The sequence below is a fragment of the Bradyrhizobium sp. MI1.4 genome (genome assembly GCF_055811315.1).
Genome location: NZ_JBVVPP010000001.1, coordinates 251,202 through 272,668 on the forward strand (window position 1 = coordinate 251,202; position 21,467 = coordinate 272,668).

General features: G+C 63.7%; 20 protein-coding genes. 6 read left to right on the forward strand and 14 right to left on the reverse strand.

Annotated elements, in window-relative coordinates:
- The first annotated feature begins 190 nt into the window (after positions 1–190).
- Positions 191–934 carry an SDR family oxidoreductase gene (locus AC0L23_RS01265; RefSeq protein WP_085353473.1) on the forward strand — a complete coding sequence of 248 codons (744 nt, stop codon included), beginning with the start codon at positions 191–193 and terminating at the stop codon, positions 932–934.
- A 10-nt stretch (positions 935–944) separates the two neighbouring features.
- On the forward strand, positions 945–1,361 hold the full coding sequence (locus AC0L23_RS01270; protein WP_085353474.1) for a cupin domain-containing protein: 417 nt from the start codon (positions 945–947) through the stop codon (positions 1,359–1,361).
- 42 nt (positions 1,362–1,403) lie between these two features.
- Here AC0L23_RS01270 and AC0L23_RS01275 read toward each other — a convergent pair whose 3' ends face one another.
- From AC0L23_RS01275 to AC0L23_RS01315, 9 genes are all read right to left on the reverse strand, one after another.
- Entirely contained in the window at positions 1,404–2,402 is a 999-nt protein-coding gene (locus AC0L23_RS01275; protein ID WP_085353475.1) for a L,D-transpeptidase family protein, read from the reverse strand.
- A gap of 12 nt (positions 2,403–2,414) precedes the next feature.
- Complete coding sequence (locus tag AC0L23_RS01280; protein ID WP_085353476.1) at positions 2,415–3,476, reverse strand: glycosyltransferase family 4 protein; 1,062 nt, start codon at positions 3,474–3,476, stop codon at positions 2,415–2,417.
- Between the two features lie 135 nt (positions 3,477–3,611).
- Positions 3,612–3,821 carry a hypothetical protein gene (locus AC0L23_RS01285; protein WP_083926364.1) on the reverse strand — a complete coding sequence of 70 codons (210 nt, stop codon included), beginning with the start codon at positions 3,819–3,821 and terminating at the stop codon, positions 3,612–3,614.
- Positions 3,822–3,950: 129 nt separating this feature from the next.
- Complete coding sequence (locus AC0L23_RS01290) at positions 3,951–4,955, reverse strand: 4-hydroxythreonine-4-phosphate dehydrogenase PdxA (protein ID WP_085385275.1); 1,005 nt, start codon at positions 4,953–4,955, stop codon at positions 3,951–3,953.
- Positions 4,952–6,538 (reverse strand): tripartite tricarboxylate transporter permease, encoded by a 1,587-nt coding sequence (locus AC0L23_RS01295; RefSeq protein WP_085385276.1) that lies wholly within the window; start codon positions 6,536–6,538, stop codon positions 4,952–4,954. Before AC0L23_RS01295 ends, AC0L23_RS01290 begins: the two co-directional genes overlap by 4 nt.
- Before the next feature lie 11 nt (positions 6,539–6,549).
- Positions 6,550–7,032, reverse strand: a complete 483-nt coding sequence (locus AC0L23_RS01300; RefSeq protein WP_085385277.1) for a tripartite tricarboxylate transporter TctB family protein — start codon at positions 7,030–7,032, stop codon at positions 6,550–6,552.
- A 101-nt stretch (positions 7,033–7,133) separates the two neighbouring features.
- Positions 7,134–8,126, reverse strand: coding sequence for a Bug family tripartite tricarboxylate transporter substrate binding protein (locus tag AC0L23_RS01305; RefSeq protein WP_026232729.1), 993 nt, complete (start codon positions 8,124–8,126; stop codon positions 7,134–7,136).
- 52 nt (positions 8,127–8,178) lie between these two features.
- Positions 8,179–9,432: a CaiB/BaiF CoA transferase family protein gene (locus AC0L23_RS01310; RefSeq protein WP_473356757.1), complete on the reverse strand. Its 1,254-nt coding sequence runs from the start codon at positions 9,430–9,432 to the stop codon at positions 8,179–8,181.
- Between the two features lie 9 nt (positions 9,433–9,441).
- The gene (locus tag AC0L23_RS01315; protein WP_018454422.1) at positions 9,442–10,236 is read right to left on the reverse strand and encodes an enoyl-CoA hydratase/isomerase family protein; all 795 of its coding nucleotides are present in this window, start codon (positions 10,234–10,236) and stop codon (positions 9,442–9,444) included.
- Between the two features lie 118 nt (positions 10,237–10,354).
- Here AC0L23_RS01315 and AC0L23_RS01320 point away from each other — a divergent pair, with 118 nt between their 5' ends.
- The 3 genes from AC0L23_RS01320 (at position 10,355) to AC0L23_RS01330 (ending at position 14,295) form a co-directional block, all read left to right on the forward strand.
- Complete coding sequence (locus AC0L23_RS01320) at positions 10,355–11,020, forward strand: GntR family transcriptional regulator (RefSeq protein WP_018454423.1); 666 nt, start codon at positions 10,355–10,357, stop codon at positions 11,018–11,020.
- Positions 11,021–11,329: 309 nt separating this feature from the next.
- On the forward strand, positions 11,330–12,301 hold the full coding sequence (locus tag AC0L23_RS01325) for an MBL fold metallo-hydrolase (RefSeq protein WP_085353482.1): 972 nt from the start codon (positions 11,330–11,332) through the stop codon (positions 12,299–12,301).
- A 173-nt stretch (positions 12,302–12,474) separates the two neighbouring features.
- Complete coding sequence (locus AC0L23_RS01330; protein WP_085353483.1) at positions 12,475–14,295, forward strand: peroxidase family protein; 1,821 nt, start codon at positions 12,475–12,477, stop codon at positions 14,293–14,295.
- A 60-nt stretch (positions 14,296–14,355) separates the two neighbouring features.
- Here the strand turns inward: AC0L23_RS01330 and AC0L23_RS01335 are convergent, their stop codons facing one another.
- The 5 genes from AC0L23_RS01335 to AC0L23_RS01355 all read right to left on the reverse strand — a co-directional run bounded on the left by AC0L23_RS01335 (position 14,356) and on the right by AC0L23_RS01355 (position 19,340).
- Positions 14,356–15,075, reverse strand: coding sequence for a haloacid dehalogenase type II (locus tag AC0L23_RS01335; RefSeq protein WP_085353484.1), 720 nt, complete (start codon positions 15,073–15,075; stop codon positions 14,356–14,358).
- 126 nt (positions 15,076–15,201) lie between these two features.
- On the reverse strand, positions 15,202–16,203 hold the full coding sequence (gene glpX / locus AC0L23_RS01340) for a class II fructose-bisphosphatase (RefSeq protein WP_018454427.1): 1,002 nt from the start codon (positions 16,201–16,203) through the stop codon (positions 15,202–15,204).
- Positions 16,204–16,283: 80 nt separating this feature from the next.
- Positions 16,284–17,600 (reverse strand): homoserine dehydrogenase, encoded by a 1,317-nt coding sequence (locus tag AC0L23_RS01345; protein ID WP_085353485.1) that lies wholly within the window; start codon positions 17,598–17,600, stop codon positions 16,284–16,286.
- 29 nt (positions 17,601–17,629) lie between these two features.
- Positions 17,630–18,850, reverse strand: coding sequence for an LL-diaminopimelate aminotransferase (locus AC0L23_RS01350; RefSeq protein WP_018454429.1), 1,221 nt, complete (start codon positions 18,848–18,850; stop codon positions 17,630–17,632).
- A 214-nt stretch (positions 18,851–19,064) separates the two neighbouring features.
- Positions 19,065–19,340, reverse strand: a complete 276-nt coding sequence (locus AC0L23_RS01355) for a hypothetical protein (RefSeq protein ID WP_085353486.1) — start codon at positions 19,338–19,340, stop codon at positions 19,065–19,067.
- Positions 19,341–19,593: 253 nt separating this feature from the next.
- On the opposite strand from AC0L23_RS01355, the gene AC0L23_RS01360 reads away from it, so the two are divergent.
- Positions 19,594–21,402, forward strand: a complete 1,809-nt coding sequence (locus AC0L23_RS01360; RefSeq protein WP_085385278.1) for a PHA/PHB synthase family protein — start codon at positions 19,594–19,596, stop codon at positions 21,400–21,402.
- Positions 21,403–21,467: the final 65 nt, after the last annotated feature.

Here is a 21,467-nt window from a genome sequence, read left to right on the forward strand (position 1 = left end):
GTCGGGCTATTTCGATATGCAACTTATCTATCGGCGATCGATAAACATCTTCATCATTTTTGGACAAGGCGGGCCGGTTACAGGCAAGAGCCTGCCCCATTTCCCCGGTAAGAGTCGCCTCATCGCATCGCGACGCGCGCGCCGTCGACCCTGAAACGCTCGCGCCCGCAACGTGCCGAGGAGATAGGCCATGAAGATCGTCGTGATCGGCGGGACCGGATTGATCGGATCCAAGCTGGTGGCGAAGCTCAAGCAGCAAGGCCACGACGCGGTCGCGGCTTCGCCGAAGTCGGGCGTGAACGCGGTGACCGGGGAAGGTCTCGCAGCAGTGCTGGCGGGCACCGATGTCGTCGTCGACGTTGCCAACGCGCCGTCCTGGGAGCCCGCGGCCGTGCTGGAATTCTTCGAGCGTTCGAGCAAAAACCTCGCTGCGACTGAGGCCGCAGCGGCCGTGAAGCATCATGTGGCGCTCTCGATCGTCGGAACCGAGCGCTCGCCCGATAACTCCTATTTTCGCGCCAAGCTGGCGCAGGAGACTATCATCAAGTCTTCGCCGGTCCCCTACTCGATCGTCCGCGCCACCCAGTTCTTCGAATTCCTCAGCGCCATTGCCGAGATGGGTGCGGCCGAGGGTGGGATCGTTGTTCCCTCGGCATTGTTTCAGCCCATCGCGGCCGAGGACGTGGCCGATCGCCTCGCAGAAGTCGCGATTAGCCCGCCGCTTAACGGCACGATCGATATCGCAGGACCTGAGAAGGCGCCCTTTAATGAATTCATCGCACGCCGCCTGAAGGCGTCCGGCGACCCCCGACCGGTGGTGGGAGACCCAAAGGCGCCGTACTACGGCGCTCCCATCGACGACACATCGCTGAACCCTCTTGGCGAGGCGCGGCTTGGCACGACGCCGCTCGCAACATGGCTCGCGAGACTTTGAGGAGACCCCCATGCGCAGATTGCTGATCGCAACCGCTGTTTATGCCGCATCATTCCTGACAGCCCATGCCGCCGAGACGGCGACGCCCACGGCCAAGGTGACGGTCGTGTTCGACCAGGCGCTGCCCAATGTCCCGGGCAAGAGCATGAAGGGCGTGCTGGTCGAGTATGGTCCCGGAGGCTCCTCGCCGGCCCACATCCACGCGCCCTCGGCTTTCATCTACGCCACCGTCCTGGAAGGAGCGATCCGCAGTCAGGTCAATGACGGCCCGGTCAAGGTCTTTCACAAGGGCGAGAACTTCTCCGAAAAGCCCGGCGACCGCCATGCCGTCAGCGCCAATGCCAGCGAGACCGAACCCGCAAAATTGCTGGCCGTCTTCGTGGTGGATACGGCCGACAAGGAGCTGACTATGCCGATCCCGAAATAGCGCACAATCGGCGAGCGGCATTGCCACCTCGAGGCGTTGATTTCATCCGGGGCTGCCTACGAATGCCACCGGCGTGCCTTTCGAGACACGCCCGGCGACGCGCTCGGCATCCCAATTGGTCAGACGCACGCAGCCGTGAGATTCCGCCTTGGAAATCTTCTCCGGCGAGGGCGTGCCGTGAATGCCGTAGCCCTCGGCAGACAGGTTGATCCAGACCGTGCCGACCGGATTGTTCGGGCCGGGCTTGATGGTGAAGGGCTTGCGGGAATGGACGCCCTTGAAGCGATAAGCGGGATTGTAGCGATAGTACGGATTTCGGCTGACTTCCGTGACCTTGAGCGTGCCTGAGGGCGACGGCTTCTCCTCGCTGCCGACCGTCGCGGGATAAAATCCGATCAGCGCATTCGTTTTGTCGAACAGTTTTACGGTCTGCCTGACCTTGTCGACCTCGATCCTCTCGGCCTTGGTGGGGATGCCCTCGCCTGCGCCTGATGTGTCCACCACGACGATGGTGTCGCCGGCGCGATCGAAATGGCGCCCGGAGTTGAGCGCGGCCAGGAGCTGCTCGCTCATGTGAAATTTCTCGGCCAGGGCCTCGCGCGCACTGGTGAAGCCGAGCTTTGTAAGCTCCTTCATGTCCTCCATCTTCGACGGCAGCTTTTTCAGGAAAGGACCCGCCACGTCCTGCTCGGTGATGGCATAGGTCATCGTCACCGGCCGGTCGTCCGCCCGTAACGCGGTCCAGACATCGTCCGTCACGGCGTCCGAAACCGGCAGCTGCCGTGCTTCGGCATAGGCCCGCAACGCCTTTTTGGCGTTCTCGCCGAATCTGCCGTCGATCGCGCCGGGCGAGAAGTGCGCGCGGTCCAGCAGGACCTGCAACCGGACCCCGGCCGCGGTCGGCTTATCGTTCGACAGGGTTTTCTTCGACGGCTCGGCGACGTTGATGGCAGCGGCGTTGATCTCCGCGGCGAACGCCGGCGGCGCAGCCAGAGCGAAGACCAGAAAGATGCAAATCTGCCCCGCTTTTCCGAGCGACATCGCCGGGTCCTTTCACGTTTCCGACGGTTCAGTGATCAACTCCCGAGCCGCGGCGCTAGCGAGCTTGCGGTATTGGTGTTCGTACTGCCTCGCCATTCGGCTCGCAGAGAAGCGCTCCTCGAAGCGGGCGCGCACCTTCCTTCGATCCAGTTTTCCCAGTTCGCCGATCGCCTTGACGGCCTGCTCCTCGTTCTCGACGATGAAGCCGGTCAATCCATGCTCGACGACTTCGGGGACGGAGCCGGAGCGATAGGCGATCACGGGCGTTCCGCATGCCATCGCTTCGATCATGACCAGCCCAAACGGCTCCGGCCAATCGATCGGAAACAGCAGAGCAGCGGCTTCGGCAAGGAAGGGCTGTTTCTTTGCGTCATCGACTTCACCAACAAGCCGGATATCCTTGCCGTCGACGTTCGGCTCGATGTGGTTCCTGAAGTAGGCCGTCTCGGCGCGCGGGACCTTCGCGGCGATATGGAGGGGCATCTGGACTGCGCGCGCGATACGGATCGCGTCCTGCGGACCCTTGTCTGCGGTGAGCCGCCCGAGAAACGCCAAATAGGACCCCTGTTCGTAGGACGGCCGAAACAGATCGGGCGGCAGCCCGTGCTGGATGGTTCCGATCCATTTCGCATCCGGAAGCGGCAGCCGCTGATGATCGGAAATCGACACGAAACATGCTTCAGGGAAGTGCCTGACGACGTCGGGTAGTCCGGGCAAGTCGAGGCGGCCGTGCATGGTCGTGAGGAACGGCACGCCGAGACGACTGAGCAACGGCAGGGACAGCCAGTCGACATGCGCGTGGATTACGTCGAATTCTTTCGCACGCCTTGCGATTGCCTCCATCAGCATCGCGCTTGCGGCGGTCGGGTCCGCCCCCTTTTGTCCGAGCCGCAGCGCGCGGGGCCAGACAGGATGAAGCGCACCATTCGTCCTGGAATCGCCGCTCGCAAACAGCGTGACTTCGTGGCCGAGCTCGACCAGCCCATCCACCAGCCAGGCCACCACCCGCTCGGTGCCCCCGTAGAGCTTCGGAGGGACGCTTTCGGCCAGGGGAGCAAGCTGAGCGATGCGCATGGCAGGCTACCCGTCAAGCCCCCGCACGCACGATCAGCACGATCGCGGCGGACAGAAGGTTCGAAATCGCGAGCAGCGTCCAATTCGGCCTGGCACTTGCGGCCGCGACCCGGCAGACGAGCCCTTCCACGAGCCTTAACATTCGTCCTCGGGAAGCCGATCGAGGTAGGCAATCCCGAATCCCGTGAGTTCTTCGGCATCGCTCCCGCGCGCTTCCCATCTCCCTTGCAGATGACGCTCGAGCAGGCAGCGACGGCAATCTGCGGCATCGACGTGGCGATGCCGGGCGCGGTAAACGGACCAAGCAATATCCACCGCCGTTCGCAGCGGGTCGTCGTCTACCATGTTCCAACTCCGAGATGGAGACGTTCATGGGACAGCAACTCCTTACGACGGCGGAAGTTTCCACTTTTTCCCGGAGGGCCCGAAGCTGCGCACGGCGACCGCGGGCACAAGCAGGCGCCCTCGGAGAAATCAGGCGACGCGACGAGCCGCCATCTCTCCGGCTAGCAGCAGCGCGGCGCGGCTGGCCCCGATTGATGCAATGCCCTGCCCGGCAATGTCGTACGCGGTGCCGTGCGCGGGCGTGCAGATCGGGAACGGAAAGCCGCCAAGCAAAGTCACGCCACGATCAAAACCCATCAGCTTCATCGCGATCTGGCCCTGGTCGTGATACATCGTCAGCACCGCATCGAAGGCGCCGCCCTTGGCGCGCAGGAATACGGTGTCAGCGGGAAACGGCCCTTCCGCGGCAATACCATCGCGCCGGCCGGCGGCGACCACGGGCGCAATGATGTCGATCTCCTCGCGGCCGAAATTGCCGCCGTCACCGGCGTGCGGATTGAGCCCGGCCACCGCGATGCGCGGCCGCGCAAAGCCGGCGTTGCGCATGCAGGCATCGGTCAGCTTCAGCGCGCGATGGATGCGTTCGCCGGACAGTCGCGCGGCGACGTCCTTGAGCGGGATGTGGGACGTCACGCGGGCGTTCCACAGCCGGTCCAGCACATTGAACTCGCTTGCGGGGGTTTTGAGTCCGACCACTTCGGCGGAGAATGCGATCTCGTCGTCATACTCTGCGCGGGCCAGCCGCATCGCCTGCTTGTTGAACGGCGTAAAGCAGACGGCATCGACCCGGCCGTCGCGGCCGAGCTCGAGCGCATGCTTGTAGTTGGCAAGCGCGAACCTGCCGCCGGCAAGGCTCGCGATCCCCTGCTGGATGTCGCCGGGATCGGGATGGCCGAGATCGACGAACAGAGTCTCGCCCTCCGCCGCGCGCAGATCGGCTCCCTGCTCCACTGTTGTCAGCTCCGGCTCGACGCCGGCAACGCGCGCGCCCGCGTCGAAGATGCGGCGGTCGCCGATCACGACAATCTGGCTGCTGGCGCGGATATCGTCCTGCACCACGAGCTTTGCGGTCAATTCCGGGCTGATGCCGGCGGGATCTCCCATTGCCAATGCAATGAGCGGCTTTGCGGTCATATGATCACTTTCTCCCGAGCGGTCTCTTGAGCTCTCTCTTGAGCTCTCTCTTGCGTTCTCTCTTGGGCTGTCGTCTCGTCGGTGGACGGCGCAGGCTTGCGCAGCAGGCGCGCAAGCTGCAGCACGAGCGGAAGCAGCAAAAGTGCGATGCCGGCCACGATCAGGCATGTCACCAGCTTGTTGGCGAAGAAGATCCCGAGCGATCCCTTGGACATCAGCATCGACTGCCGGAACGCGTCCTCGGCCTTATCCCCGATGACGATCGCGAGCACGAGCGGCGCCAGCGGATAGAACAGCTTCTTGAAGAGATAGCCGACGATGCCGAAGCCGAGCATCATGAGAACATCGAGATAGGAGTTCGATACCGAATAGGCGCCGACGACGCAGATGATCACGATCAGCGGCGCGATGATCACGAAGGGAATCCGCATCAGGGCCGCGAAGACCGGGACGGTCAGCAGCACCAGCACAACGGCGACGATGTTGCCGACATACATCGAGGCGATCAGGCCCCAGACAAAGTCCTTCTGGTCGACGAACAGCATCGGCCCGGGATTGAGGCCCCAGATCATCAGCCCGCCCATCATGACGGCCGCAGTGGCCGAGCCGGGAATGCCGAGCGAGAGCATGGGCAGAAGCGCGCTGGTGCCGGCCGCATGATCGGCCGTCTCCGGCGAGATGATGCCTTCAACCTCTCCGGTGCCGAAATATCGGCCACGGCGCGAGAAGCGCCGGGCGATGCCGTAGCTCATGAACGACGCCGCAGTCGGGCCACCCGGCGTGATCCCCATCCAGCATCCGATGGCCGCGCTGCGCAGCAGCGCAACACTATGCCGCGGCAGGCGGCCGATCGCGCGAAACACCTCGCGCCACTCTATCTTCGACGAGACCGCGCGGGCATGAAACTCCTCTTCGACGGCCACGAGCAGCTCGCCGATGCCGAACAGGCCCATCACCGCGACGACGAAGTTGACGCCCTTGACCAGCTCGTCGACGCCCATGGTGAGGCGCACGCTGCCGGAGACGGTGTCGATGCCGATGGCGGCGATGGCAAAGCCGATCGCCAGCGCGACGACAGTCTTGATCGGAGCAGCCCCGCCCATGCCGACGAAGCTGGCGAAGGCAAGAAAATAGACCGCAAAATATTCCGCCGGCCCGAAGGCGAGTGCGACTTGCGCCACCCATGATGCGAGGAAGGTGATCAGGATGACGCCGATCAGCGCGCCGAATGCCGCCGAGCCGAAGGCGGTGGCGAGCGCCGTCGTCGGCCGTCCATCGCGCGCCATCGGGTAGCCGTCGAAGGTGGTGGCGACAGACGACGGCTCGCCCGGGATGTTGAACAGGATCGAGGTCACGGATCCCCCGAACAACGCGCCCCAATACATGCTGGAGAGCAGGATGATGGCAGAGACCGGCTGCATGCCGAAGGTCAGCGGCAGCAGCAGCGACACCCCGTTCGGAGCACCCAGCCCAGGCAGCACGCCGACGAGAATGCCGAGCAGCACGCCGATCACCATCAGCGCCAGATGCGGCAGCGTGATCGCGATGCTGAAGCCGTGAAGGAGTTCTCCGAGATTGTCCATCGGCCTCTCCCTCAGAAGCCGAACGCCGCGGCGAGCGCGCCGTGCGGCAAGCTCACCTGGAACATGCGCTCGAACAGGACGTAGAGCGCAAGCGCTGTCGCCGCCGCCATGCCAAGCGCGCGCGGCACGGATTGTTGTCGGGGGATCGCCAGCACCGCGAAGATGTACAGGGCCGAGGCGACGTACATCCCGGCCAACGGGATCGCAGCCACGAAAATCGCGGCCGGCACGAACAGGCCGGCAAGCCGGCGCAGCTCGATCGATGTGATGGCAATTGGGACGCTGGCGAGCGTCGCGGCCGGCATGACACCTCGAAACAGGTTGTAGAGGCTCCCGAGCACGATGATGATCCCGGTCAGGAACGGAAACGTCCCGGCGTCCACGCCCGCGCTCGACCAGCCGATGCCGTTATCGAGGCTGGAAATGACGACCGCCACACCGAAGCTTCCGGTGAGAACGGCTGTCGCAAGTTCGAGAGCGCGGCGCGATATCATCGAGGGCTCCGGTCAGGCCACGTACAGTGTCCGATTATGGCGCACGTGTTTTCCCAGCGTTCGCTGTCGTTCCGGCGGAGGGGTTTGAGGCGTGCGCCGCCTCACTTGACCAACCAACCCTGCTCGCTCGCAACCAGCCTGACGCGCTCGAGATCCTCCTTGATGAACTTGTCGAACTCGGCACCGGTCAGGAACGTGTCGACCTGGGAGGTTTTCTCGATGTAGTCCTTCCAGTCCGGCGTCGCCTGCACCTTCTTCATCAGGTCAACATAGAACGCGGCCTGGTCCGGCGTGACCTTGCCGGGGAGCCACACTGTGCGCGGCTGCTCATACTGCTTGATGTCGAGGCCCTGCTCGACGCAGGTCGGAACATCGCCCCAGCCTTCGGTCGCGGTGACCTTGGCGCCCTGCGGCAGCCGCTTCGGGCTGAAGACGCAAAGCGGGCGCTGGGTGGCGCCACGCCATTGCCCGAGACTCTCGCTGGGATTGTTGACGTGAGAGTCCAGGTGTCCGCCGGCGAGTTGCACGGCCGTCTCGGCGCCGCTCTTGAAGGGAATATAGGTCAGCTTGATGTGGCCGGCCTTCTCGATCATGCGGGTCAGCACCTCGTCGGTATCCTTTGACTGCGCGCCGCCCATCTTGAACTCGCCTGATGCGGCCGCCTTCAGATAATCGCCCGCCGTCTTGTAGGGCGCGTCCTGCTTGACCCAGAGCAGGAACTCGTCCTGCGCCATCGCCGCGATCGGGGTGAGATCGGTGTAGTTGAAAGCGACTTTGGAGACGAGCGGCTGCTGCCAGGCATTCGACGTGCCGAAGATCACCTTGTAGGGATCGCCGGCGGACGCCTTGCCGTAGACATAGCCTTCCGCGCCGCTGCCGCCGCCCTTGTTGACGACGACGATCGGCTGCTCCACCAGCTTGTGCTTGGTGATGATGTTCTGCACGGCGCGCGCGAGATTGTCCGTGCCGCCGCCGGGCCCGGCGGTCGCCACGAACTCGATCGGCTTTTGCGGCTGCCAGGCCGAGAGCGCCGGCGTCGTGCCGGCGAGCACAATTACGGCTGCGGAGAGCAGAAGTTTTGATGTCTGACCCATGATGTCCTCCAGCTTATTTTTGTCTCTTGTTCTTGTTGTTTTCGACGTCCGGTCAGGCGACCCGTTCCTCGCCTCTTCCCGATGCCAACACGATTGCGCCTTCTTGTTCGAGCGCGTCGATCTGCTTCCGGTCGAACCCATGCTCGGCCAGCACCTCGCTTGTATGCTCACCGTAGACCGGCGCGCCCGTGCGCACTTTGCCTGGGGTCTCCGAAAACTTGACCGGCAAGCCGATCGTCTTCACGGGCCCGAGCGTGGAATGCTCGACCTCGACAACCATCTCGCGCGCCAGCGTCTGCGGATCGCTGAGCGCCTCCAGCATGTCGTGCACGGGGCCGCACGGCACGCCCTTCTCGTCCAGTGCCGCCAGCCAGTGCGCGCGCGTGCGGGTGCGGAAGCGCTCGCTCAGAACAGCTTCGAGCTCCTTCAAATTGGCCATGCGGTCGGCGCCGGTGACGAAGCGTGGATCGGCTGCGAGCTCGCTTGCGCCGAGCGCCTCCAGCATCAACAGCCAATGCTTCTTGTTGGCGCCGCCGACCACCAACCAGCCGTCCGAGGCCTCGAACGCCTGATATGGCGCGTTGAGCGGATGCGCCGAACCCATGGCCCGCGGCGCGGTGCCCGCGGCCAGCGCGATGGTCGACTGCCAGTAGGTCTGCACCAGCGCGGCCTCATAGAGCGAGGTCTCGACCCACTGCCCTTCGCCGGTCTTGAGACGGTGCGTGTAGGCCGCGAGGATGCCCATGCTCGCCAGCAGGCCGGCGGTGATGTCGGACAGCGGCGGGCCGCATTTCACGGGCGGACCATCGGGACGTTCGCCGGTAAAGCTCATGATTCCGCTCATGGCCTGGGCGACCAGATCGAAGCCGCGGCGATGCTTGTAGGGTCCGGTGCGGCCGAAGCCAGACAGCGAGCAATAGATCAGCGTTGGATGCTGCTTGTGCAGGTCGTCATAGCCGAAGCCGAGGCGCTCCATGGCGCCCGGCGCAAAATTCTCGACCAGCACGTCGGCGGCCGCGATCAGCCGCCGCAACACCTGCTTGCCGCCATCGGTATCCAGCACGATGCCGCGCTTGTTGCGGTTCATCATCAGGAAGGAGGCCGCCTCGTCGCCGATCTTCGGCGGCACCGAATGGCGGGTGTCGTCACCGTTCGGCGATTTCTCGATCTTGATGACGTCGGCGCCCATATCGGCCAGCATCAAGGTGCAGGTCGGCCCTGCCATGACATGGGTGAGATCGATGACCTTGAGGCCGGCAAGCGGCCCCGAACGGCCGGAGGTTGATTGCGAGCGATCGCTTTGCATCGGGGCGTCCTATTGGCCGCGCCATTGCGGCGCGCGCTTGGTGAGGAAAGCATCGAGCCCTTCGCGAAAATCCTGGCTCGTGTAGCACATCAGGATGAGGTCTTCGCCCTCGTCGGGCGTCAGGCGCCTTTGCAGGCGCGCCACGGCCTGCTTGGTCGCATTCAGCGTCAGCGGCGCGTGGCTGGCGAGCAATTTGGCAACCTCGTCCGCGCGCCTTTCGAGCGCGGCGATATCCTCGACGACCTCGCCGAGCAGCCCGACACTGGCAGCCTCGGTCGCGTCGACGAGCCGCGCCGTGAAGATCAGATCCTTGACGCGGGCGGCGCCGATCAGCGCGGTGAGACGACTGACATTGGACATCGACAGGCAGTTGCCGAGCGTGCGGGCAATGGGAAAGCCGATTTTCGCGCTTTGGGTGCCGATGCGGAGGTCACATGCCGCGGCAATGCCCGCGCCGCCGCCGGTGCAGAACCCGTTGATCGCCGCGATCGTCGGCACGCGGCACTGTTCGAGCGTGGTCAGCACCCGATCGATGCGGTTCTCGTAGTCGATCGCGTCCTGCGGCGACTTGAAATCGCGGAACTGATTGATGTCGGTGCCCGCGGCAAACGCCTTGTCGCCGGCCCCGCGCAGCACCAGTACCTTGATCGCGTGATCGTCGTTGATCTCCTCGCAGATCGCGGCGAGCCGCTCATACATCGCGAAAGTGAAGGCGTTGCGCGCCTGCGGGCGGTTGAAGGTGATCCGCCCGATCCCGTCCTGGCGCTCGAAAACGAGGTCTTCCGCCTTCACCTGCTGGTCCATTTCCTCGATGTCCTTCTGCTTTTCTACATTTTTGAATGCAAAATGATCGATTTACAAGCCGGAACTTGCATTAATGCGTATATAGCTCCATTTTTGCATTCAAATGGACTTCAGACCCATGCTTCATGAGGAAGTCGTCGGCCGCATCCGGGCCATCCTGCTCGACGGCGAGATCCCGCCGGGCGCGCGGATTCCCGAGCGCGAACTGTGCGAGCGGCTACAGATATCGCGCACGCCGCTCCGCGAGGCGCTCAAGGTGCTCGCCGCCGAAGGTCTCGTGCAACTCCTGCCGCATCGCGGCTCGCGTGCGGCAAAACTGACCGACAAGGATATGCGCGACCTGTTCGAGGTCTGCCAGGGCCTCGAGGCGCTCGCCGGCGAACTCGCCTGCGAACGCATCACCGATGCCGAGATCGACGCGATCGCTGCCGCGCACGCGGACATGGTGCGGCATTATCGCGAACGCGATCTGATCCAGTACTATCGCGGCAACCGCGCCATTCACGAAGCCATCGTCGTTGCGGCCGGAAACCCGGTGCTCGCGGGGCTGTATACGTCCGTGACCGCGCGCATCCGCCGCGCGCGCTATGTCACGCCGATGACGCCCGAACGCTGGGCGGTCGCCGTGAAGGAGCACGATGCCATCCTGAACGCACTGCAGAGGCGCGACGGCGTCGGCCTCGCCCATATCCTGCGAGCGCATTTGCGCCACAAGCGCGAAGAGGTTTTGCAGGCGGGCTTTGCCGAAACGGAAGGGAGCGAGCTCGCGCCGAGAATTGCGTGAGCCATAGGTCGCGGCGTACAAAGAATCTTGCGGTCACGCCGTATCGGGCGGCCAGCAGACACAATCACGACACAATCATTGATTGCTTTTGGCCGTACTGGCACGGATCGTGCTGACGAGGCTCGTCGGCAACGGACGTCTTTTGTCGCGCGCCGGAATTGCGCATCCAACTTCGACAAACCGAGATCATCGCCAAATCAATTCCACTTGCTCGCCTGCCTGAACCGGCGCAGCATTCGACCATCGGCGCGGGCCGAATGTAACGCGCAAGCAATTGCGCAAAACAAAAGACAAAAGCGGAGGAAACGCATGACAATCGATGTCTCACGTCGGTCCTTGTTGACCCTCGGGGCTGGCCTTGGTGCCAGCGCAATGCTCGGCGGCAGCGCCTTGGCGCGCGCTCCCAAGCTCGGCACCCAGACGCCCTACTGGCACCGCTTCGTTCTCGGCGACGCCGAAGTCACCGTCGTGTCCGACGGACCGCTTCCCCTGGGCGATCCCTCGGGCACCTTCACCGGTGTTTCCAAGGAAGAGGTGAAGAAGATGCTCGTCGACAATTTCCTGTCGCCGGACAATGTCGTGCTCGAGCAGAACTCGCCGATCGTCAACACCGGCGACAAGCTCATCCTGTTCGATACCGGCATGGGCTCATCCAAGATGTTCGGCGCCACCACCGGTCGGCAGCAGAAGAGCATGACCGAGGCCGGCATCAAGCCCGGCGACATCGACGCCGTGGTTTGCTCGCATGCCCATATCGACCACATCGGCGGCATCGTGGACGACGGCGGCAAGCCGCTGTTTCCCAACGCGCAGATCTACATCTCGCAGACCGATTTCGACTTCTGGACCGACGAAGGCAAGCTCGGTAGCGCGGCCAAGGATTTCGTCGTTCACGCCCGCAAGAACCTGCTGCCGGTCCGCGACCGCATCGTGTTCTTCAAGGACGGCCAGGAATTTCTGCCTGGCGTGCAGGCAATCGCAGCGCCCGGTCATACCGTCGGCCACACCATCTTCATGGTCTCGTCGGCCGGCAAGTCCTTCGCCTTCCTTGGTGACCTGTCGCATCATCCCGTCCTGCTGCTCGAGCGGCCGCGGATGGAATTCTCCTACGACACCGACCCGAAGCAGGCGGCCGAGTCACGCGTAAAACTGCTGACCATGCTTGCTGCGAACAAGACGCCCGTGATGTCCTATCACTTCGCCTGGCCGGGCTATGGCCATGTCGCCAAGGCGGGTGAAGGATTCCACTATTATCCCGAACCGATGCAGATGACTTTGTAATCGCCGGATCTGGTCCGGGCGACGCACGCGCCGCCCGGACCATCCGAACGATCACCGCCGTCCGACTGGCCGGTAAAGAACTTCAAATTCGTGATGCCTCCGGCGGCGTTGGCGAACATTACTTCCTAGTTGCAAGTTAAGTTCATTTCGCTCAATTGCGTTTGGGAGCGTCAATGTCCCGCGAGAACGATGGTTTTGTCTTCCATCGCGACCTGCTCCAATGGGTCCCGGATGTTATCTATCGGGCCGTCAACTTCTTTGTCACATGGGACAAACTGCCGACCCTGCTCGGAGCCGCCAATCTCTCGGCGTTCCGCGACCGGCTGCGGGAGCGCAATCTGCACCATACCGGCTACGGCACGACATCGCCTCGCTGGAACACGGGCAATGACCGGTGGCGTTCCGCCGACGGCTCGTTCAACAGCCTCGACCATCCGCGCATGGGGATGGCTGGCGCCCGGTTCGGACGTAACTTCGCGCTGTCCGAATGCGTACCGGACAGCCTGGACGATTTGCTCGAACCCAGTCCGCGCGTGATCTCGGAGGAATTGCTGGCGCGCCACGAATTTATTCCGGCGACCAGCCTCAATCTGCTGGCCGCCGCCTGGATCCAGTTCGAAACGCATAATTGGTTCAGCCATGGGGCCCCTAAGTCGGGAAACGAGTTCAAAATTCCGCTGACGCCAAACGACGAATGGCCTGCGGATGAGCGGATCGACGACTGCATGAAGATCCGTCGGACCGTTTGCGACGAGACGCCACGTGAACCATGGCTCGGCGCGACCCCCACGTTCCGCAACCTCAACTCGCACTGGTGGGACGCCGGACAAATCTACGGCAGCGACCGCGCAAGGCAGATGCAGATCCGTTCCGGGGCAGATGGGAAGATCGCGGTCGGCGATGATGGGATGCTTCCAGCCGATCCGGTGCATCCCGGCGCCGATCTCACCGGCTTCAACGACAATTGGTGGGTGGGGCTCAGCCTGCTGCACAACCTCTTCGCACGCGAGCACAATGTCATCTGCGACGGCTTGAAGGCGCGGTATCCGACCTGGAAGGACGAGGCGCTATTCCAGCATGCGCGCCTGATCAACGCGGCCCTGATCGCCAAGATCCACACCGTCGAATGGACGCCAGGCATCCTCGGCCATCCCGCACTGGACTTCAGCATGCACGCCAACTGGTCGGGGATCCCGTGCCGGGTGCTGCGCGCGGTGCTCGGCAAGAACAGCGAAGCCGCCTTTGGTATCGTCGGCTCTCCGACGGATCAGCACAGCGCGCCTTACGCGATGACGGAGGAATTCACCGCCGTGTACCGCCTGCACCCGTTGATCCCGGAAAACCTTGATGTACGGCGGCTCGATACCACAGAGGTTACCCCTAGCAATCTCGTCCATATGCAGGGCCCCGCCTCCCGCAAGTTCATGCAGACTCACGGCTTCGCCAACCTGCTGTACTCGTTCGGCACCGCTCATCCCGGCGCCATTCGCCTCCACAATTTTCCCAACTTCCTGCGCCGGTTCACGAAAGACGGCCAGCCGCTGCTCGACGTGGCCGCGATCGATATCATGCGTGATCGCGAGCGCGGCGTGCCGCGCTACAACCGGTTCCGCGAACTGGTCGGCAAGAAGCGGGTCAACACATTCGAGGAAATCACCAGCATCCCCGGCGCGGCCAGGAAGATGCGCTCGATCTACAAGGGCGACGTCGATCGCGTTGATCTGATGGTCGGATTATTGGCCGAAGACCTGCCGGACGGTTTTGGCTTCAGCGATACCGCCTTCCGCATTTTCATCCTGATGGCATCGCGGCGCCTCAAGAGCGACCGGTTCTTCACCGATGACTACCGGGCGGAAGTCTACACCAATTTCGGTCTGGACTGGATCCACAACAACGGAATGAAATCGGTGCTGCTGCGGCATATGCCGCAACTCGGACCGGCGCTCGAGGGCGTCAACAACGCCTTCGCCCCGTGGAACGTCCTGCGAGGCTGAGCCTTGGCCCATATGTTCAGCATTCCGGGCCTCGTCCGCCTCGGATGAGCGTCAGCCGCCCTAGCACCCGAGCTTGTCGGCGATCCCACCAAAATCCTTGGCGACGATGTCCCAATTGCCGGTGGCCTGGAAATCGACCTTCTGAAGCGGACCGTATTCGGTCGGCCGCGCCACGAAGGCCGTCTTCAGCCCGTTCTTCTGCGCGGCGGCGAGATCGCCGTTGTGGGCCGCGACCATCATCACCTGCTCCGGCTTGAGGCCGAGCAGGCGCGCGGCGCCGAGATAGGTTTCGGGATCGGGCTTGTAGTGCTCGAACAGCTCGGCCGACATGATGAGGTCCCAGGGAAGCCCTGCGAACTTCGCCATGTTGGTGAGCAGCGCGACATTGCCGTTCGACAGCGGCGAGATCACGAATTTCGTCTTCAGTCGGGTCAGGCCGGCGACGCTGTCGGGCCACGGGTGCAAGCGGTGCCACCCCTTGGTGAGGTGATCGAGATCGGCCTCGGTCAGGCTCGGAATCGAAAATTGCGCGACCAGTTTTTCGAGCGAGCGGCGATGCAGATCATCGAGCATGACGTAGCCGCGCTCGGGATGTTTGCGCACGTCATCCATCGAAGCCATGTACATGCCGCGCCAGCCGTCGACCAAGGCGGTCCAGTCGGCGCTGATGCCGCGGCCCTTCGCCCACCAGATGAAGTCGGTGATCAGGCTGGTGCGCCAGTCGACGACGGTGCCGAACACGTCGAAGACCAGGGCTTTGACGGCGGAGAGGTCGGACATGTGCGCTTCCTCTTTTTGTTGTTCGTCATTCGGGGACTCTCGTCAGAGCGGCCCCAGAATCCAGAGGTTATTGGCACGAGATTCCGGCCTCGACGCTGTCAGCGCCGTCCTGAATGACGGCAGTCGTCAGTCGAGGTGGAATTTCGCCAGCTCGCGGTGCTCGGCCTTGATGTAGCGCACGGTGCCGGTGACGGAGCGCATCACCACCGTCTCGGTCTCGATCACGCCGTCCTTGCGGAATTTGACGCCCGACAGCAGCGAGCCCGTGGTGACGCCGGTGGCTGCGAACAGGCAGTCGCCGCGCGCCATGTCCTCGATGCCGTAGATCATCTTGGGATCGCTGACGCCCATCTTGGCGGCGCGCTCGCGCTTCTCGTCGGAGTCGAGGATGAGACGGCACTGCATCTGGCCGCCAATGCAGCGCAGCGCCACGGCCGCGAGCACGCCTTCCGGCGCGCCGCCGGTGCCGAGATACATGTCGACGCCGGTATTGTCGGGGTCGGCGCAGTGGATCACGCCGGCGACGTCGCCGTCAGTGATCAGGCGCACGGCGGCGCCAGTCGATCGCACGCTCTCGATGATGCTGGCATGGCGTGGCCGGTCGAGCACGAGAACGGTGATGCCGTCGGGCTTGACGCCCTTGGCCTTGGCGAGCCGGCGGACGTTTTCGGCCGGTGTCGCATCGAGCTCGACGACGCCCTTGTCGTAACCGGGACCGATCGCGAGCTTCTGCATATAGACGTCGGGGGCGTGCAGCAGCGTGCCGCCGTCGGCCATCGCCATGGTGGCAATCGAGCCCGGCATGTTCTTGGCGCACAGCGTGGTGCCTTCAAGCGGATCGACGGCGATGTCGACCTGCGGGCCGGCGTTCATGCCGACCTTCTCGCCGATGAAGAGCATCGGCGCCTCGTCGCGCTCGCCCTCGCCGATGACGATGGTGCCCTCGATCGGCAGCTTGTTGAGCTCGCGCCGCATCGCGTCCACCGCGGCCTGGTCGGCCGCCTTCTCGTTGCCGTGCCCGCGCAGACGCGCCGAAGACACCGCCGCCCGCTCCGTCACACGCACGATCTCCAGCGTGAGAATGCGCTCGAGCAATGCTTGCGGCGGGACTGAAATATGGGTCGACATCGGCTCACTCCTTCGAAACAGTTTTGGACGGACATCTCCGCCGCATCAACTCGTAACACCCACAGTTCGTTCGAACCGTGTCAGTTCTTCTCGATCCTGATGACCTGCGGCCGTCCGCTGATCACCTTGTCCTTCTGCACGGCCGCGAGCGCACGGCGCACGGCGTCCTCATGCGTGGCATAGGTGATGAGAATGACAGGCACCGGGACCGCCTTGCCGTCTGCCGGCGCAGCGCCGCCATTGGGATGGCGCTGCACGATCGACTCGATTGAAATCTTCTGCTCCGCGAGCCGGGTCGCGATCGCAGCCGCGGTGCCCGGGAAATCGCGTGCCAGAAGGCGGATGTAGTAGCCGCCCTCGTGGCGCTCCATCGGCGCCTTCTTGGTGTCGCGCAGCTGCGAAATCGGCCGGCCGAACGGATTGGCGCGAATGCCGCGCGCAACGTCGGCGATGTCGGCGACGACGGCGGATGCGGTCGCGGCGCCACCGGCACCGGGGCCGACCAGCGTGATCGGCGGGATGCCCTCGCCATCGATCGTGACCGCGTTGGTGACACCCATCACCTGCGCTATCGAGGAGGATTTCGGAACCATGGTCGGATGCACGCGCTGCTCGATGCCCGTGGCGGTGCGAACCGCGACGCCGAGCAGCTTGAGCCGGTAACCGAGATCGTCAGCGGCACGGAGATCTTCCGGCGCGATGGAGGAGATACCTTCGACATACACCGCGCTTTGAGCAACTTTCGTGCCGAAAGCGAGGCTGGCGAGAATGGCGAGCTTTTGCGCGGTATCGTGGCCGTCGACGTCGAATGACGGATCGGCCTCGGCATAGCCGAGCCGTTGCGCGTCCTTCAGGCATTCGGCGAAGGACAGGCCCTCCTGCTCCATCCGGGTCAGGATGTAATTGCAGGTGCCGTTGAGGATGCCGTAGACCCGGTTGATGCCGGTTCCGGCAAGACCTTCGCGTAACGTCTTGATGACAGGGATCGCAGCGCCGACGGCTGCCTCGAAATTCAGCGCGCCGCCGTGCTTTTCGGCGGCCTTTGCCAGCTTGAGGCCGTGCTTTGCCAGCAACGCCTTGTTGGCGGTGACGACGGACTTGCCGGCGGCGAGCGCGGCCTCGACCGCCGCCAGCGCGGGATCGCCCGCGCCGCCCATCAGCTCGACGAAGCAGTCGATGCCCGGATGCGTGGCGAGGGCAAGCGGATCCTTGACCCATTCGATGCCGCGCAGATCGACGCCGCGCTTCTTCGCCTTCGAGCGTGCGGTGACGGCGACGACACGGATGCCACGGCCGCTGCGGCCGGCAAGCACCCGCGCCTGCGTTTCGATCAGACGGACAACTTCGGCGCCCACGGTGCCGAGCCCCGCTATGCCCACTTTCAGGGGTGCAACCATGATGCCTTGGAAAACCTGCGGAAGAGAACTTAACGCCGAGTGGCGAGCGGAACGACGTTGTGCAACGTTTCGATGCCGCTTTCAAGGAAGCGGCGCACGCCACGCGCGGCCTGCCTGATCCGTTGCTCGTTTTCCACCATGGCGATGCGGACATATCCTTCGCCATGCTCGCCGAAGCCGACGCCGGGCGAGACCGCGACACCGGATTTCTCCACCATCAGGGTCGCGAACTGCATGCTGCCGACGCTGCGGAAGGCTTCCGGCAGCGGCACCCAGGCGAACATCGATGCTTCCGGCGGCGGGATCTCCCAGCCGGCACGGCCGAACGATTCCACCAGCGCGTCGCGCCGCTTGCGGTAGGTGTCGCGCATCTCCTTGATGCAATCGTCCGGTCCGTTCAGCGCGGCGGTCGCTGCGACCTGGATCGGCGTGAACGCACCGTAGTCGAGATAGGATTTGACGCGGCCGAGTGCCGCAATCACGCGCTCGTTGCCGACCGCGAAGCCCATACGCCAGCCAGCCATCGAATAGGTCTTCGACATCGAGGTGAACTCGACGGCAACGTCCATCGCGCCCGGCACCTGGAGCACCGAGGGCGGCGGGTTGCTTTCGTCGAAATAAACCTCGGCATAAGCGAGATCCGACAGGATCAGGATCTCGTGCTTCTTCGCGAACGCGACCAGGTCCTTGTAGAAGTCGAGGCTCGCGACGTAGGCGGTCGGGTTCGAAGGATAGCAGACCACGAGCGCCAGCGGCTTCGGGATCGAATGCACGATCGCCCGCTCGACAGCCTCGAAGAATTGCGGCGTGGGCTCCGAGGGCACCGAACGGATCACGCCGCCCGCCATCAAGAAGCCGAAGGCGTGAATCGGGTAGCTCGGATTGGGACAAAGGATGACGTCGCCGGGCGCGGTGATCGCCTGCGCCACGTTGGCAAAGCCCTCCTTGGAGCCGAGCGTCGCCACCACCTGGGTGTCGGGGTTGAGCTTCACGCCGAAGCGGCGGGCGTAGTAGCCGGCCTGGGCCCGGCGCAGCCCGGGGATGCCGCGGGAGGCCGAGTAGCGGTCGGTGCGCGGCTTGCCCAGCGTCTCCTTCAGCTTCTCCAGCACGTGCGCTGGCGCCGGCAGGTCCGGATTGCCCATGCCGAGGTCGATGATGTCGGCGCCGGCGTTCCGCGCAGCTGCCTTGGCCCGGTTGACCTGTTCGAACACGTAAGGCGGAAGGCGGCGGATGCGGTAAAATTCTTCCATGGCTCTCTCAGCTCCGGGCAACCGGTCAGGACAGAATCGACAGGCCATGAAGACCAGGCGGAAGGCGCCCGCATCTCTCGCGAAAATTACTCAAGATCAAATACTTAGAGCAATCATCGACGATGTTGACTGAAGTCGTTCGCCCCGACTCTCGGCTGAACTAAGGTCTTTTAGCACGGCGAGGCGGAGGCGCCAGCGATTACCTTGCGGCGCCCTATTTCGCGTCCTTGGTGGCAACCGCCTGACGGTCGCGCGCGGCAGCAAGTTCGGCCTCGATCTTGGCGCGTTGGTCCGGCGGCATGACGGCCTGATCGCGATCCGGCGGCAGATCGTGCACCGGCAGATAGCTACCGGCCTCTCTGGGATGCGCTTGAGCATCGGAAGGCGTCATATCCGCGAGCTGGCTCGAGCAGCCGCCCAGGGCGAGCGTCGCCATCAGCAGCGCGCCACAGATCCGCCGCCACTTTTGCAGGTCCCTCAACGCCAACACTAGGGAAATCCCCACTTCGTCCCAAAGCACGGCCCCGGGCAACCTTACCCAAGTCCGCGCCCAAGCTCAAACCATTGCTGCCCAAATGGTGCGAGCGAGAAAATAGCCCCAGTCCATCAAGCCGAGCGGTGCGGCTCGATTGTGACGGAACCAAGAAAATTTGTCGCACTGCAACACATCTTCGAGAGTGTTTAACGCCAAACATGCGAGCTTCGCGGTGACGAATACGGAATGAATCGTTACTGTTCTCCTCATGAGTATGGCCACCACCGATACGCCCAAACCCGAGACGAAGTTCGATGCGGAAGCCTTCGCGATGAATGTCGCGCGGGCGATGGAAAGCGGCGGCAAGGCGCTTGCCGCGTACCTGAAGCCGCGCGAGAGCGGCGAGGTGCAGGATCGTCCGCCGGCGGAGCTTACCGAGGTCATCAAGACCTTCACCGCCGTCGCCGAATACTGGCTGTCGGATACGTCGCGGGCCTCCGCACTCCAGACCAAGCTCGCCAAGGACTATCTTGACCTCTGGGGCTCGGCGGCGCGCCGCATGGCCGGTCAGGACGCACCGCCCGCGATCGCACCCTCGCCGCGCGACAAGCGCTTTGCCGATCCGGAATGGAAGTCGAACCAGTTCTTCGACTTCATGATGCAGCTCTATCTGCTCACGACCAAATTTGCGCAGGAGCTTGTGCGCGAAGCCGAGGGCCTCGATCCGCAGACCCGCCGCAAGGCCGAGTTCTACGTCCAGCAAGTCACCAACGCGATATCGCCCTCCAACTTCGTGCTGACCAATCCGGAAGTGCTGCGCGCGACGGTGGCCAGCAGCGGCGAAAATCTCGCGCGCGGCCTGAAGATGCTGGCCGAGGACATCGCCGCCGGCAAGGGCACGCTGAAGATCCGTCAGTCCGATCCGGACAATCTCCTCGTCGGCGTGAACATGGCGACGACGCCGGGCAAGGTGATCTACCAGAACGAGATGATGCAGCTGATCCAGTATGCGCCGGCGACGGAGAAGGTGCTGCGCACGCCGCTCCTGATCATCCCGCCCTGGATCAACAAATTCTACATCCTCGATCTCAAGCCGGAGAAATCCTACATCAAATGGTGCGTCGATCAGGGCATCACCGTGTTCGTGATCTCATGGGTCAATCCCGACAAACGCCTCGGCGCCAAGAGCTGGGAAGACTACATGAAGGAAGGCCCGCTCACGGCGATGGACGTGATCGAGAAGGTCACCGGCGAGATGAAGGTGCACACCGCCGGCTATTGCGTCGGCGGCACCATGCTCGCGACCACGCTGGCCTGGCTCGCCGAGAAGCGCCGCCAGCGCGTGGCGTCCGCGACGTTCTTCGCGGCACAGGTCGACTTCACCCATGCCGGTGATTTGCTCGTGTTCGTCGACGAGGAGCAGATCGCATCCCTCGAGCAGGACATGAAGGCGGCGGGCGTGCTCGAAGGCTCGAAGATGGCGATGGCCTTCAACATGCTGCGCTCCAACGATTTGATCTGGTCCTATGTCGTCAGCAATTACCTCAAAGGCCAGCAGCCGAGCGCGTTCGACCTGCTGCACTGGAATTCGGACGCGACCCGCATGACCGCGTCGAACCATTCGTACTACCTGCGCAATTGCTACCTTGAGAACCGGCTCTCCACCGGCACGTTGGTGCTGGACAACACCTTGCTCGATCTCTCCAAGGTCATGGTGCCGATCTACAATCTCGCAACCCGCGAGGACCATATCGCGCCGGCTGAATCGGTGCTGTACGGCTCCCAGTTCTTCGGCGGCCCGGTGAAATACGTGCTGTCCGGCTCGGGCCACATCGCCGGCGTGGTCAATCCGCCCGCCTCGAACAAATACCAGTACTGGACCAACGACAACGTGAAGTCCGCCAACGTCGCCGAGTGGATGAAGGGCGCGGTCGAGCACAAGGGCTCCTGGTGGCCGGACTGGCGGCAATGGCTGGGCGCACTCGATCCCGAGGAAGTCCCGGCCCGCACGGTCGGCAGCGAGGCGTTTCCCCCGATCGAGGACGCACCCGGCAGCTATGTCAGGGTTCGCGCATAGCAGAATCTTTCGCGCTTTCGTATAAGCTCCATGCCTGCAGCAGAAATTGATGAGGGGACCGGGTT

Excerpts from the sequence above, each read along its gene's own strand:
- AC0L23_RS01265 (WP_085353473.1), top strand. The coding sequence starts at position 191 with ATGAAGATCGTCGTGATCGGCGGGACCGGATTGATCGGATCCAAGCTG.
- AC0L23_RS01270 (WP_085353474.1), top strand. The coding sequence starts at position 945 with ATGCGCAGATTGCTGATCGCAACCGCTGTTTATGCCGCATCATTCCTG.
- AC0L23_RS01275 (WP_085353475.1), bottom strand. The coding sequence starts at position 2,402 with ATGTCGCTCGGAAAAGCGGGGCAGATTTGCATCTTTCTGGTCTTCGCT.
- AC0L23_RS01280 (WP_085353476.1), bottom strand. The coding sequence starts at position 3,476 with ATGCGCATCGCTCAGCTTGCTCCCCTGGCCGAAAGCGTCCCTCCGAAG.
- AC0L23_RS01285 (WP_083926364.1), bottom strand. The coding sequence starts at position 3,821 with ATGGTAGACGACGACCCGCTGCGAACGGCGGTGGATATTGCTTGGTCC.
- AC0L23_RS01290 (WP_085385275.1), bottom strand. The coding sequence starts at position 4,955 with ATGACCGCAAAGCCGCTCATTGCATTGGCAATGGGAGATCCCGCCGGC.
- AC0L23_RS01295 (WP_085385276.1), bottom strand. The coding sequence starts at position 6,538 with ATGGACAATCTCGGAGAACTCCTTCACGGCTTCAGCATCGCGATCACG.
- AC0L23_RS01300 (WP_085385277.1), bottom strand. The coding sequence starts at position 7,032 with ATGATATCGCGCCGCGCTCTCGAACTTGCGACAGCCGTTCTCACCGGA.
- AC0L23_RS01305 (WP_026232729.1), bottom strand. The coding sequence starts at position 8,126 with ATGGGTCAGACATCAAAACTTCTGCTCTCCGCAGCCGTAATTGTGCTC.
- AC0L23_RS01310 (WP_473356757.1), bottom strand. The coding sequence starts at position 9,432 with ATGCAAAGCGATCGCTCGCAATCAACCTCCGGCCGTTCGGGGCCGCTT.
- AC0L23_RS01315 (WP_018454422.1), bottom strand. The coding sequence starts at position 10,236 with ATGGACCAGCAGGTGAAGGCGGAAGACCTCGTTTTCGAGCGCCAGGAC.
- AC0L23_RS01320 (WP_018454423.1), top strand. The coding sequence starts at position 10,355 with ATGCTTCATGAGGAAGTCGTCGGCCGCATCCGGGCCATCCTGCTCGAC.
- AC0L23_RS01325 (WP_085353482.1), top strand. The coding sequence starts at position 11,330 with ATGACAATCGATGTCTCACGTCGGTCCTTGTTGACCCTCGGGGCTGGC.
- AC0L23_RS01330 (WP_085353483.1), top strand. The coding sequence starts at position 12,475 with ATGTCCCGCGAGAACGATGGTTTTGTCTTCCATCGCGACCTGCTCCAA.
- AC0L23_RS01335 (WP_085353484.1), bottom strand. The coding sequence starts at position 15,075 with ATGTCCGACCTCTCCGCCGTCAAAGCCCTGGTCTTCGACGTGTTCGGC.
- glpX (WP_018454427.1), bottom strand. The coding sequence starts at position 16,203 with ATGTCGACCCATATTTCAGTCCCGCCGCAAGCATTGCTCGAGCGCATT.
- AC0L23_RS01345 (WP_085353485.1), bottom strand. The coding sequence starts at position 17,600 with ATGGTTGCACCCCTGAAAGTGGGCATAGCGGGGCTCGGCACCGTGGGC.
- AC0L23_RS01350 (WP_018454429.1), bottom strand. The coding sequence starts at position 18,850 with ATGGAAGAATTTTACCGCATCCGCCGCCTTCCGCCTTACGTGTTCGAA.
- AC0L23_RS01360 (WP_085385278.1), top strand. The coding sequence starts at position 19,594 with ATGAGTATGGCCACCACCGATACGCCCAAACCCGAGACGAAGTTCGAT.